The organism is Rhodanobacter umsongensis (assembly GCF_042654965.1).
In the GTDB taxonomy this organism is placed as follows: Bacteria; Pseudomonadota; Gammaproteobacteria; order Xanthomonadales; family Rhodanobacteraceae; genus Rhodanobacter; species Rhodanobacter umsongensis.
Map to the genome: position 1 here is coordinate 125,086 of NZ_JBHSMK010000002.1, position 12,228 is coordinate 137,313.

At 63.3% G+C, this 12,228-nt stretch carries 12 protein-coding genes; 4 read left to right on the forward strand and 8 right to left on the reverse strand.

Annotated elements, in window-relative coordinates; genetic code table 11:
* Nucleotides 1–34: 34 nt before the first annotated feature.
* From galU to cmk, 8 genes are all read right to left on the reverse strand, one after another.
* Complete coding sequence (galU, locus tag ACFPME_RS00565) at nt 35–910, reverse strand: UTP--glucose-1-phosphate uridylyltransferase GalU (protein ID WP_377300964.1); 876 nt, start codon at nt 908–910, stop codon at nt 35–37.
* The gene (locus tag ACFPME_RS00570) at nt 907–2,805 is read right to left on the reverse strand and encodes a polysaccharide biosynthesis protein (protein ID WP_377300966.1); all 1,899 of its coding nucleotides are present in this window, start codon (nt 2,803–2,805) and stop codon (nt 907–909) included. Before ACFPME_RS00570 ends, galU begins: the two co-directional genes overlap by 4 nt.
* A complete protein-coding gene (locus ACFPME_RS00575; RefSeq protein WP_377300968.1) occupies nt 2,792–3,820 on the reverse strand; it encodes an MraY family glycosyltransferase in 1,029 nt (342 codons plus the stop codon). The genes ACFPME_RS00570 and ACFPME_RS00575 overlap by 14 nt, the downstream gene beginning before the upstream one ends.
* Before the next feature lie 7 nt (nt 3,821–3,827).
* Nucleotides 3,828–5,000, reverse strand: coding sequence for a lipopolysaccharide assembly protein LapB (gene lapB, locus ACFPME_RS00580; protein WP_377300970.1), 1,173 nt, complete (start codon nt 4,998–5,000; stop codon nt 3,828–3,830).
* On the reverse strand, nt 4,997–5,254 hold the full coding sequence (locus ACFPME_RS00585; protein WP_377300972.1) for a DUF1049 domain-containing protein: 258 nt from the start codon (nt 5,252–5,254) through the stop codon (nt 4,997–4,999). The genes lapB and ACFPME_RS00585 overlap by 4 nt, the downstream gene beginning before the upstream one ends.
* 170 nt (nt 5,255–5,424) lie before the next feature.
* A complete protein-coding gene (locus ACFPME_RS00590) occupies nt 5,425–5,724 on the reverse strand; it encodes an integration host factor subunit beta (protein WP_377300974.1) in 300 nt (99 codons plus the stop codon).
* Nucleotides 5,725–5,798: 74 nt separating this feature from the next.
* Nucleotides 5,799–7,472, reverse strand: a complete 1,674-nt coding sequence (gene rpsA / locus ACFPME_RS00595; RefSeq protein WP_377300976.1) for a 30S ribosomal protein S1 — start codon at nt 7,470–7,472, stop codon at nt 5,799–5,801.
* A gap of 173 nt (nt 7,473–7,645) precedes the next feature.
* Nucleotides 7,646–8,329, reverse strand: a complete 684-nt coding sequence (cmk, locus tag ACFPME_RS00600; RefSeq protein WP_377300978.1) for a (d)CMP kinase — start codon at nt 8,327–8,329, stop codon at nt 7,646–7,648.
* Nucleotides 8,330–8,426: 97 nt separating this feature from the next.
* On the opposite strand from cmk, the gene ACFPME_RS00605 reads away from it, so the two are divergent.
* From ACFPME_RS00605 to ykgO, 4 genes are all read left to right on the forward strand, one after another.
* Complete coding sequence (locus tag ACFPME_RS00605; RefSeq protein ID WP_377300980.1) at nt 8,427–8,684, forward strand: acyl-CoA-binding protein; 258 nt, start codon at nt 8,427–8,429, stop codon at nt 8,682–8,684.
* A gap of 79 nt (nt 8,685–8,763) precedes the next feature.
* Nucleotides 8,764–10,782, forward strand: coding sequence for an oxidoreductase (locus ACFPME_RS00610; RefSeq protein ID WP_377300982.1), 2,019 nt, complete (start codon nt 8,764–8,766; stop codon nt 10,780–10,782).
* Nucleotides 10,783–11,037: 255 nt separating this feature from the next.
* Nucleotides 11,038–11,949 (forward strand): LysR substrate-binding domain-containing protein, encoded by a 912-nt coding sequence (locus tag ACFPME_RS00615; RefSeq protein WP_377300984.1) that lies wholly within the window; start codon nt 11,038–11,040, stop codon nt 11,947–11,949.
* 61 nt (nt 11,950–12,010) lie between these two features.
* A complete protein-coding gene (gene ykgO / locus ACFPME_RS00620) occupies nt 12,011–12,136 on the forward strand; it encodes a type B 50S ribosomal protein L36 (RefSeq protein ID WP_007080705.1) in 126 nt (41 codons plus the stop codon).
* Nucleotides 12,137–12,228: the final 92 nt, after the last annotated feature.

Sequence of the window (12,228 nt, forward strand, 5' to 3'; positions counted from 1 at the left end):
TCAAGCCGTCGCGGCCGCACGAATCGTGCTCCACTCAAAGCTGATCGAGGAAGGCCCGCACGGTGGGCGCCAGTTTCGGGTCCTGCATCGCCATGTGCATCGTGGCGCGCACCAGGCCGGCCTTGTTGCCGCAATCAAAGCGGATGCCTTCGAAGCGATAAGCCAACACCTTGCCCTGTTCTTTCAGCAGCGCCTCGATGGCATCGGTCAGCTGGATCTCGCCGCCGGCGCCCGGCGTAGTCTGCTCCAGCAGCTGGAAGATGCGACCCGGCAATACATAACGGCCGACCACGGCCAGGTTCGATGGCGCGTCGGCCGGCTTGGGCTTCTCGACCATGTGGCGGATCAGCGCACTGCGCTCGTCGATCGACGTGGCGTCGACGATGCCATATTTGTCGGTCTCGTCCGGCGGCACTTCCTCCACCGCGATCACGCCTGCCTGGCGGGCATCCGCGAGTTCGGCCATTTGCCGCAATGCGCCCCTGCCGGCACCGTTCCAGATCAGATCATCGGGCAATACCACGCCGAAAGGTTCGTCGCCGACCACCGGCTTGGCGCACAACACAGCATGACCCAGCCCGAGAGCTTCCGGTTGCGTCACGAAAATCGCCCGCACATGCCGCGGCAGCGTGCCCTGCACCAGCGCCAGCAGCTCGGCCTTGCCCTTTTCCTGCAACTTCGCTTCCAGCTCGTAAGCCTTGTCGAAATAGTCGGCGATGGCATGCTTGTAGCGATTGGTGACGAAGATCAGGGTGTCGGCGCCAGCATCCACCGCCTCGTCGACGGCGTACTGGATCAGTGGCTTGTCGAGGACCGGCAGCATCTCCTTGGCAACCACCTTGGTCGCCGGCAGGAAGCGCGTGCCGAGGCCGGCCACAGGAAACACCACTTTGCGCAGGGGCTTGCTCACTCATTGATCTCCGGATTGGCGCGACGGATCGACACCACGTTGTCCGGTTGCGCCGATTCCGTCCAACGGAACGAAGGCAGCAAGCTGGATACGCAACGGCGAAGTTCTTCTTCGTTGTAGACATCAACCGCTTCGGCGGCCTTTTGCAGCAGTGCCTGCAACAACTCCCATGACACTTCCCGGTGTTGTGCCAGGAAGATCTTGCTGTGCGTGGTGGCGCTGTAGTTCTCCAGCGGGTGGAACAGTTCCTCGAACAGCTTTTCGCCGGCACGCAAGCCGGTGTACACGATCGGAATCTCGCTGCCTGGCTTCTTGCCCGCCAGGCGGATCATCTGCTCGGCCAGGTCGCGGATCTTGACCGGCTCACCCATGTCCAACGCGAAAATCTCGCCGCCCTTGCCGATGCTCGCGGTCTGCAGGATCAGCTGACAAGCCTCGGGAATCGTCATGAAATAGCGCGAGATTTCCGGATGGGTCACGGTGACCGGGCCGCCATCGCGGATCTGCCGGCGAAACAGCGGCACCACCGAACCGGCCGAATCGAGTACGTTGCCGAAACGCACTGTCATGAAGTGCGTTTCGGCATGCGCGTTGAGATTCTGGCAGTAGATCTCGGCCATGCGCTTGCAAGCGCCCATCACGCTGGTCGGGTTGACCGCCTTGTCGGTGGAGATCAGCACGAAACACTCGACCCCTGCCTCGCGCGCCACATCGGCCACCGTGCGAGTGCCCAACACGTTGTTGCGAAATGCCGCGCGCAATTGCCCCTGCAGCATCGGTACATGCTTGTAAGCCGCGGCGTGGAACACCACCTGGGGCTTGGCCTCGGCAAAGGCCTTCTGCATGGCGGGAAGGTCTCCGCAATTCGCCAGAATGCCGTCGAGGATCAGCTCCGGAAAATCGGCTCGCAGTTCCTGGGTGATCCGGTAGAGACTGTATTCGCTCTGCTCCACCACGGTGAGCGAATGCGCACCCAGACGGGCTACCTGCCGGCACAGCTCCGAACCGATCGAGCCGCCGCCGCCGGTCACCAGCACGCGACGCGCACTGAGGGTTTCGCGAATGGCGGTCCAGTCCAGTTCCACCGTGTCGCGGCCAAGCAGATCCTCGATCGCCACTTCCTTGATCTGGTTGAACTGCGCCCTGCCAGCGACCACGTCTTCAAGCCGGGGCACCGTCCGGTAGGGAAGATCGGTCTCGTCGCACAGCGCCACCACCCGCCGCATCTCGACGGTCGAGGCACCAGGCAAGGCGATCAGCAGCATGTCTACCGCGGCTTCGCGCGCCACCTCGGGCAACTGGTCGAAGCGGCCAAGGACCGGGTGGCCATTGATGCTCGCCCCGCGCAGGCTGGCCTTGTCGTCGATAAAGCCGACCACGGCGTAATGGTTGTCGTGATGGAGATCGCGTGAGAGCACCTCGCCCGCGCGATCGGCACCGACGATGAGGACGCGCTTCACCGCCTGGTTATGCAACAGGTCGTTGCGACTGTCCTTCCAGTACCGATACGCCAACCTCGGTGCCCCCAGCAGCGCAGCCAGCAACACCGGATAGAGCAGCAGCACCGAGCGAGGCACGCCATCGAGGCGGTTGTACAGAAACAGGCCCACATAGATCGCCACGGTGCCGGCAAGGGCTGCACGCAGGATGTTCCACAGGTCCGGCAAGCTGGCGAAACGCCAGACGCTCCGATACAACCCGGTCCAGCGGAAGATCAGGCCCTGCACCAGCAACACGATCGGGAACTCCAATGGCCCGAAGCTGACAATTGCGTCCGGGTTCAAGGCATAGCGCAGCAGCTTGGCAAACCACCACGCGATCGCGGTGATCGCCACGTCGTGAAGGACGACGGCGATGCGCGGATGGATGATGCCGACGAATTTACGCAGTGACATGGGATGCCTTGCCTCGGTGTCGCCGCAGACAACGACGTTTCAATAACAGCCACATTGCAGCCGCCGCCAGATAGACGGCCATGGTAGCCGGCAAAGCCATCCGCGGATGACTGCAGGCCAACCATGCCGACGGTGCGGCGATCAGCAGGTTCCAGCCCAGATAGGCTATATCCACCTGTGCATGGGTAGCGTCGCGACGCACCAGCCACTGATACAGATGTTCGCGATGTGCAGTGTACCAACGCCTCCCGCCGAAGACGCGGGCCAGCAGGGTGAGACTGGCGTCGACCACGAAAGCCGAGGACAGGATGAGCGCCGGCCACAACAGGGCATGATCCACCCGCCACAACATCGCGCTGAACGCAAAGATCAGCAGGCCGATGCTGCCACTGCCGACATCGCCCATGAAGATGCGCGCCGGTGGCCAGTTGTACCAGCCAAAGCCCAGCGCTGCAGCCGCCAGGCTGGCTGCAGCGAATGCCAGCGCCGGCTGCGTCGCCGTCCAAGCCAGCCAAGCCAGGCCGCAGCCCACGAAGACGGCCTGCTGCGCCAGCAGGCCGTCGATGCCGTCCATGAAATTGTGCAGGTTGATGCTCCAGACTCCGCCAGCCAGCAGCAACGGCAGCCACCACCACGACAGGTCCGTCATCACCAGGGCCAGCGAAAACGTGCCTGCGCCCAGCAGTTGGGCGGCCAGTCGCGGCAACACCGGCAGTGCGCGGTGGTCATCCCACCAGCCCGCCAGTGCCACCAGGAAAAGCGCAACGAGCAGGGCCGCGACGACGCCGGACGGCCATGCGGCGGGCAAGCTCCGCAGCGTGGCCGGCGCACATCCCAACATTGCAATGACGATGCCGATGCCGCCACCGCGCGGGGTCGGCTGATGGTGCGAACGACGCTGACCGGGTTGGTCGAGCATGCCGCGTCGGTGCGCGTAGTGGATCGCTGCGCGCGTCAACACCCAGGTGATCAGAAATGCTGCGGGCAACCATCCGATGGCGATGTACGTTGTCATGCTACGGTCACTCGCTGGCGACGCCATGGATCGGCCTGATCGTGCTCCAGCTTTTGCAACTGGGGCATTGCCAGTGATGCGCCTTGGCGCCGAAGCCGCAGCGGCTGCAGCGGTACATCGCCTGTCCTTCCAGCAACTTGCGGGTGAGGTCGCGCAGGATCAGGAAATTCTCTCGCGCTTCGCCCTCGATCTTGTCCATGGTGGCGTCGATCAGAGCCATCAGGCCGCGTACCGAGGGCCGCTGACGCAACTGCGCCGTCAGGAAATCAATAGCCGCCCGTTCGCCGTCGCGCTGCCGATACAGATGGGTCAACGCCAGCACCGGTGAAACGCCGTGATACCGCCCCAGCATGTCGCGCAGAAATGTCTCGGCGCGCTCCATCTGCTGCGAGCGGGCGTAGCTGTTGAGCAATGGCGGCAGGATCTCCGGAGTGAACGCGATATCCGAATTCACCGCCGCCTCGTAAGCGGCCACTGCCTCGGCATGATGGCCATCTTCTGATTGCAGGCGCCCGGTCAGCATGAATGCACGCACGCAATCGGGTTGGCATTCGAATGCCTGGCGCAGGTAGTCGCGGGCTTCGGCGCGGGCGCCATGCTGGCGCGAGCGGTCGGCCAGTTCGCAATAGAACTGGGCGATCATGGGCGCTTCGTTTTCGCCGGTCATTACCTCCAGCCGGCGCGCGTGCTCGATCGCCTTGTGCCAGTCGCGCTCGTGTTGGTAGATCGCTATCAGATGGCGCAACGCCGAAGGTGCATGAGCGTCCATCGCCACCAGATCGGAGAACAAGGCTTCGGCGCGATCGAGCAACCCGGCGCGCATGTAGTCTTCGCCAAGCTCCAGCAAGGCCACCGTCTTCATCGCTTCGGACAGGCCGGGGCGCGAAACCAGATGCTGGTGCAGACGGATCGCCCGATCCACTTCGCCCCGGCGGCGAAACAGGTTGCCCAATGCCAGGTGCGTCTCGACCGTATCGCGATTGTATTCGGCCAGCTTGAGGAAAACCTCGATAGCCTTGTCCTGCTCTTCGTTGAGCAGGTAATTGAGGCCGCGAAAATAGTCCGAGGAAAGCTCGCTGACCTCGACGCCCGAACGCCGCGCACCGGCCCGGCGAGAAGCCCACCAGCCCAAGGCAAACGCTACCGGAACCAGCGGCACCAGCATGTAAAGAAAATTCATGGCTTGGCCGGCGGCTTCTTGTCCGCGCGCAGTTGCCGGCGGCGTTGACGCCGCTGCACCGAACTCACCCCCAGCCATGCGGTCAGGCCGCCGAGCAGCCAGCCGACGACCAATGCTCCCAGCAAGGCGGCGCCCTTGGGCAAGCGCACCTGGATGAAAGAAAAATCGTAGCCGACCATCTCGGCGTTGAGCGCGCCCAGCACGATGCCGGCGGCGACGAAAAGGAGCAGGATGATAATGACGAGCAAGCGCATGCCGCGACTTTACCCGATTGATCGTGACAGGCACAGGCGACAAGGATGATCCTCGCACCCGCCAGTCAGCACTGATATCGCGATCACGCCAGATGCTGCGCAAAAAAAGAGGCAGGACCGACTTGCGTCGCCTGCCCCCGAACAGCTCTTCGCCTTTATCTCCGGCCTGGTCAGCCGGCCTGATGGTCAAGCTCAAGGTTCACGCGTTCGCGCAGTTCCTTGCCTGGCTTGAAATGAGGAACATGCTTGCCAGGCAATGCCACCGCCTCGCCTGTCTTGGGATTGCGGCCCATGCGCGGCGGTCGGTAATGCAGCGCAAAACTGCCGAAACCACGCACTTCGATGCGTTCGCCATGAGCCAGTGCATGACTCATCTGCTCTATCACGCTCTTGACGGCCATCTCGACGTCGGCGAACGCAAGATGGGTCTGGCGTCTGGCCAGCGCTTCGATCAATTCGGATTTGGTCATGGGACCCCAATGTCCGTGACATGAAACAACGGGGCGGCGATGTGCCGCCCCGCGTCAGGCTCTTTCACTGCCGATCAGTCAGCCTTGTTGAACTGCTCCTTGAGCAGTGCGCCAAGCTTGGTCGTGCCACTGGCTGCGGACGAGTAATCGACCGCCGCATCGGGAGCGTCTTCCTCGTCCTTCCCGCGGATCGAGAGTGCCAGCTGGCGACCCTTGCGATCCATGCCGGTGAACTTGGCCTCGACCTTGTCGCCCACCTTCAGATGCAGCGTGGCATCCTCGATGCGCTCCTTGGCGATGTCGTTGGCACGCAGGTAACCCTCGACGCCCTCGCCCAGATCGATCACCGCACCCTTCGCATCGACTTCCTTGACGGTGCCGTTGACGATGGTGCCGCGTGGGTTCGCCGCCATGAACTGGCCGAACGGATCCTGCTCCATCTGCTTGATGCCGAGCGAGATGCGCTCGCGCTCCGGATCCACCGCCAGTACCACGGCCTCGATCTCGTCGCCCTTCTTGAAATTGCGAACCAGATCTTCGCCGGACATCTGCCAGGAGATGTCGGACAGGTGCACCAGACCGTCGATGCCGCCGTCCAGGCCGATGAATACGCCGAAATCGGTGATCGACTTGATCTGGCCGGAGACCTTGTCGCCCTTCTTGTGCATCGCTGCGAAGGCTTCCCACGGGTTCGAGCGGGTCTGCTTGATACCCAGCGAGATGCGGCGACGCTCCTCATCCACGTCCAGCACGGTGACCTCGGTCTCGTCGCCGACCTGAACCACCTTGGCCGGGTTGACGTTCTTGTTGGTCCAGTCCATCTCGGACACGTGCACCAGGCCTTCCACGCCCGGCTCGATCTCGACGAAGCAGCCGTAATCGGTGACGTTGGAGACCTTGCCGAACAGACGGCTGCCGACCGGGTAGCGGCGGGCGATGGCGACCCACGGGTCGTCGCCCAGCTGCTTCAGGCCCAGCGAAACGCGGTTGCGCTCCTTGTCGTACTTCAGCACGCGCACGTCCAGCTCGTCGCCGACGTTGACCACTTCGGATGGATGACGCACACGCTTCCACGCCATGTCGGTGATGTGCAGAAGGCCGTCGATGCCCCCCAGGTCCACGAACGCGCCGTAGTCGGTGAGGTTCTTGACGGTGCCCTTGACCACGGCGCCTTCGGTCAGGCGCTCAAGCAGCTGCTCGCGCTCGGCCGAGAACTCGGTCTCGACGACGGCGCGACGGCTGACCACCACGTTGTTGCGCTTGCGGTCCAGCTTGATGATCTTGAACTCGAGTTCCTTGCCCTCGAGGTAGGTCGGCTCGCGCACCGGGCGTACATCGACCAAAGAGCCCGGCAGGAACGCACGGACGTCCTTGATGTCGACGGTGAAGCCGCCCTTGACCTTGCCGGAGATCATGCCCTTGATCGTCTCTTCCTTGTCGAACGCCTGCTCCAGGTCGTCCCACACCATCGAGCGCTTGGCTTTCTCGCGCGACAGCTTGGTCTCGCCGAAACCGTCTTCCAAAGCTTCGAGGGCAACCTTCACCTCGTCGCCCACCTGCACCTCCAGCACACCGTCCTCGCTCTTGAACTGCTCGATCGGGACGATGCCTTCGCTCTTCAGGCCCGCGTTGATCACCACGACGTCATTGCGGATTTCCACAACGATGCCGGTGACGATGGCGCCGGGCTTCAGCTTGGAGATGGCCTGTTGGCTCTGTTCAAACAGTTCGGCAAAACTTTCAGTCATGTTGATTCCATAGTGGGAAAAGACCGTGGTTCGTTGCGCTCTTGTTGTGTCGCGCACGAACTACCGGTCCACCGGTTGAGGGTGTTTCGGGTGGTTCAATGGAACCGACCGTCGCCACCGTTGGCCAAAACCCCCGCCGCAGCAGGGGCGCAGAAACCGCCGCACCCACCCTCTCAGGGCTGCACGACGGCGAGTACTTTCGCGACCACTTCGTCGATCCCCATGCCAGTGGTATCCACCAGCACGGCATCTTCGGCAGGCTTGAGTGGCGCAACCGTTCGCGATGCATCGCGGCTGTCACGCGCCTCGATTTCTCGCTGAAGGCCGGCAAGTGTAACGCTGAGTCCCTTTTCCTTCAACTGCTTATAGCGTCTTCTGGCGCGTTCGGCTGCACTCGCCGTGAGGAAAACCTTGTACGCGGCATCGGGGAAGATGACCGTGCCCATATCGCGTCCGTCGGCCACCAGGCCGGGAGCCTTGCGGAAACCCAGTTGCAGCGCCACCAGCGCCTCGCGCACCGAGGGCATCGAGGCGATCGCCGAAGCTGCGGCACCTGCGGTTTCAGTGCGCAGTTCGTCGGTGGCGTCATGCCCGTTGACGACAACCCGTGTCTCGCCGCCGTCTGTTGCCGGACGAAACTGGATCTTCGTACCGTGCGCACAGCGGGTCATCGCCTCCACGTCGGAAAGGTCCAGGCCAGCCATGCCGGCAGCGTAGCCTACGGCCCGATAGAGGGCGCCAGAATCGAGCAGCCGCCAGCCCAGCCGTTCGGCCACCAGCGCGCTGATGGTGCCCTTGCCCGATCCCGACGGCCCGTCGATGGTGAGTACGGGTACCACAGACGGGGCGTGGCTCATGACTGCTCCTGGTTGAACGGAAACCGCGAGTTTAACGCGTTGACCCCATGCAGACGGCGTGCTATCTAGCCGGTCTCCCTGTTGTCTGATCCGCCCTATGACCGATCTTTGCCGCGAGTTCGAACAAGCCGCCAGGGACATCCAGCAGCTGGGTACACGACCGGACAACGACACGCTGCTGAAGCTCTACGCACTCTACAAGCAGGGGTCGGAGGGCGATCTGCGGCGCACCCAGCCAGGCTTTTTCGATTTCGTGGGCACCGCCAAGCACGAAGCGTGGGCGCAGTTGAACGGCGTGTCCGCAGAGGAGGCCAAACGCCGCTATATCGCCCTGGTGCATCAACTGCTGGCCTGAAGCGGGCTGCAGGAAACGCTTGCTTTCAAACGCCCAACACCGGCACATTCATACGATCGTTTGAGTCTCGTGTGGATGCATGAATTATCCGAAGCTGTTCAGCCCCCTCGATCTGGGCCACGTCACCCTGCCCAATCGCGTCCTGATGGGGTCGATGCACACCGGGCTGGAGGACAAGGCCCGCGACTACGGCAAGCTCGCGGCCTATTTCGCCGAACGCGCGCGCGGTGGCGTCGGCCTGATGGTCACCGGTGGCATCTCGCCGAGCATCGAGGGCTGGCTGAAACCCTTCGGCGGCCGGCTGAGCATGCCTTGGCACATGCCGCGCCATCGCAAGGTCACCGCGGCCGTGCATGGCGAAGGCGGGCGAATCTGCATGCAGGTCCTGCACGCCGGTCGTTACGGCTATCACCCATTGTCTGTGGCACCGTCGAAGATCAAGTCGCCGATCACACCGTTCACGCCGCGCGCGCTGTCCGCGCGTGGCGTGGAACGAACCATCCGGGATTTCGTGCGTTGCGCGGAACTGGCCCAGGATGCCGGTTACGACGGCGTCGAAGTGATGGGGTCGGAAGGCTACTTGATCAATGAATTCATTGCCGCCCGCACCAACCAGCGCACTGATGCCTGGGGCGGCGACGCGGCCCGGCGCATGCGCTTCCCGATCGAGATCGTGCGCCGCACGCGCGAGGCGGTAGGCCCCCACTTCATCATCATCTACCGGCTGTCGATGCTCGACCTGGTCGAAGGCGGCCAGGACTGGAGCGAGATCGCGACCCTGGCCAAGGCGATCGAAGCGGCCGGCGCCAGCATCATCAACACCGGCATCGGCTGGCATGAGGCGCGCATACCGACGATCGTCACCAGCGTGCCCCGCGCCGGCTTTGCCTGGGTCACCCAGAAGCTCAAGGGCGAAGTGACGATTCCCCTGGTTGCCACCAATCGCATCAACATGCCCGACGTGGCCGAGCGCATCCTCGCCGAAGGCCAGGCCGACATGGTTTCCATGGCCCGTCCCCTGCTGGCCGATCCACACTGGGTCAACAAGGCCCGGGCCGGTCGCAGTGATCGGATCAATACCTGCATCGCCTGCAACCAGGCCTGCCTTGATCATGTCTTCCAGAACAAGCGCGCCAGCTGCCTGGTCAATCCACGCGCCTGCCATGAAACCGAGCTGAAGATCGAACCGGCCAGCGTACGCAAACGCATTGCCGTCGTTGGCGCAGGCCCCGCAGGAATGGCATGCGCCAGCACCCTTGCCGAGCGCGGCCACGCGGTCACGCTGATCGACCAGGCCGCTGATATCGGCGGGCAGTTCAATTACGCCAGACAGATCCCGGGAAAGGAGGAGTTCCACGAAACGCTACGCTATTTTCGTCACCGACTGAACGATGCCGGCGTCGAACTGCGCCTTGGCCAGACCGCCGATGCCGCCTCGTTGCACGCCGCGGGTCACGACGAGGTCGTGATCGCCACCGGCATCAAGCCGCGCCTGGTCAGTTTCCCGGGCAGCGACGACGCCCGCGTGTTGAGCTATATCGACGTACTGGCCCACCACAAACCGGTGGGCGCACGGGTGGCGATCATCGGTGCCGGCGGCATCGGGTTCGACGTGGCCGAATATCTGGCGGAGCCCTCGCCCTCGCCCACCACCGACGTAGGTCGCTGGACGAACGACTGGGGCATCGACATGCAGCTCAGCCGGCGTGGCGGGCTGCAGCCTCCTCAACCTGAACCGCCGACTCGACGGATCTGGCTGTTGCAGCGCAGTGAAGGGCGCCCTGGCACGCGCCTCAACAAGACCACCGGCTGGGTGCATCGGGCCACGCTGAAAGCGAAGCAGGTGACCATGCTGGGGGACGTCCGTTATCTGGGTTTCGACGACGAGGGACTGCACATTACCGTCGGCAGCATGGCCCAGATCCTGCCGGTAGATAATGTGGTGATCTGCGCTGGCCAAGAGCCGAACCGCCAACTGGCCGACGAGCTGCTGGCAACCGGCGCACGGGTGCATGTCATCGGTGGCGCCGATGTGGCCGCTGAACTCGACGCCAAGCGCGCCATCGCCCAAGGCACCCTGCTGGCCAGCCGGATCTGATTCGTCCCGCCCCCATACGACAACGCCGCAACGGAAGCTGCGGCGTCGACGACTTAAAGAAAAGCGCCCCGCAGGGGAGACGCATCGACATGGGTTCAGGGGGGGAGTTGAACCAGATGTCGTATTTAGCGTCGCTGCGGGGCGAGGCCGCCGCCACTAGGGGGGAGGGGAAGTGGCGGGACGAGGGAGAGTTTATGATCGACGCAATAAAGTATCTAATATATATTTAGCGCCTGATTAATTCGATATGAGTATATGTTCGATTTCCGTCAGCTACGCTATTTCGTGGCCGTCGCCGAAGAGCTGAGCTTCACCCGAGCGGCTCTGCGCCTGCACCTTTCGCAACCCCCTCTTTCTCAACAGATCCAGTCGCTGGAGCAGGATCTTGGCGTGCGCCTTCTGGAACGCACCAAGCGCCATGTGGCGCTGACCGAACCGGGCCGCGTATTTCTGGAACAGGCCCGGCAGATCCTGGCCAAGGCCGAGGACGCCCGCAGCCAGGTGACCGCGGCAGCAGCCGGCCACAGCGGCCAGCTGCGCCTGGCGTATACGGTTTCCGTATCGTTTCACCCGGCGCTGCCACGAACCTTGCTGCGCTACGGCCAGATCGCGCCGAATGTGCGACTGAAATTGAGCGAGATGTATACCGAACCGCAGTTCGCGGCCTTGCTGGCTGGAGAAATCGACATCGGGTTCGTTCGCGACGAGCCACGCCATGCACAGGACGCCCGCGGCCTGCAGTTGAGCGTGATTGATCGCGAACCGCTGTTGCTTGCCCTGCCTGCGGGTCACCCGCTGGCCAATCGCAGCAGCCTGCGCCTGGCGGAAGTAGCCGCAGATGCTTTCGTCTCGCAACCGCGCGACTTGGCGGCCACGCTGTATGACCGGCTGGTTAAGCTGGCGACCCGAGCGGGCTTCCAGCCAACCATCGTCCAGCAGGCGCAACAGATCAACGGCTTGCTCGCGCTGGTTGCCGCAGGCCTGGGGCTTGCCCTGGTGCCTGCCAGCATGCGCAAGGTGCGTCTGGCGGGTGTCAGTTATGTGCCGCTGGAGGACTCCGATGCCTACTTGTTGCTGGCAGTGGCCTGTCGCGCCGACGATCATGCACCCGCCCTGCAGCAGTTTCTGTCCACGGTAGCGGAAGCTGCCGTCGCACCGGGCTTGTGATAAGCCATTGGAGTCGCTACACTTGCGCGCTTACATTTTCGTTTAGTGTCAGGAGCTGGCCGTGAAGGTGCTTAACTCTTTGAAGTCCGCCAAGGCGCGGCACCGCGACTGCAAGATCGTGCGTCGCCGCGGCAAGGTGTTCGTGATCTGCAAGAGCAATCCCCGTTTCAAGGCTCGTCAGCGCTGAGTCCAGCAGGCTCGCCGCAAGAAGTCATGAAAAAGGCCGCGGAAGCGGCCTTTTTTTTTGCGTGCCTGCGCATCGATGAGTCAACGATCGCG

Bases quoted from the DNA above. Each gene is read 5' to 3' on its own strand.
- rpsA (WP_377300976.1), bottom strand. From the start codon at position 7,472: ATGACTGAAAGTTTTGCCGAACTGTTTGAACAGAGCCAACAGGCCATC.
- ACFPME_RS00615 (WP_377300984.1), top strand. From the start codon at position 11,038: ATGTTCGATTTCCGTCAGCTACGCTATTTCGTGGCCGTCGCCGAAGAG.
- ACFPME_RS00590 (WP_377300974.1), bottom strand. From the start codon at position 5,724: ATGACCAAATCCGAATTGATCGAAGCGCTGGCCAGACGCCAGACCCAT.
- cmk (WP_377300978.1), bottom strand. From the start codon at position 8,329: ATGAGCCACGCCCCGTCTGTGGTACCCGTACTCACCATCGACGGGCCG.
- ACFPME_RS00575 (WP_377300968.1), bottom strand. From the start codon at position 3,820: ATGACAACGTACATCGCCATCGGATGGTTGCCCGCAGCATTTCTGATC.
- ACFPME_RS00610 (WP_377300982.1), top strand. From the start codon at position 8,764: ATGAATTATCCGAAGCTGTTCAGCCCCCTCGATCTGGGCCACGTCACC.
- ACFPME_RS00570 (WP_377300966.1), bottom strand. From the start codon at position 2,805: ATGTCACTGCGTAAATTCGTCGGCATCATCCATCCGCGCATCGCCGTC.
- ACFPME_RS00585 (WP_377300972.1), bottom strand. From the start codon at position 5,254: ATGCGCTTGCTCGTCATTATCATCCTGCTCCTTTTCGTCGCCGCCGGC.
- ACFPME_RS00605 (WP_377300980.1), top strand. From the start codon at position 8,427: ATGACCGATCTTTGCCGCGAGTTCGAACAAGCCGCCAGGGACATCCAG.
- lapB (WP_377300970.1), bottom strand. From the start codon at position 5,000: ATGAATTTTCTTTACATGCTGGTGCCGCTGGTTCCGGTAGCGTTTGCC.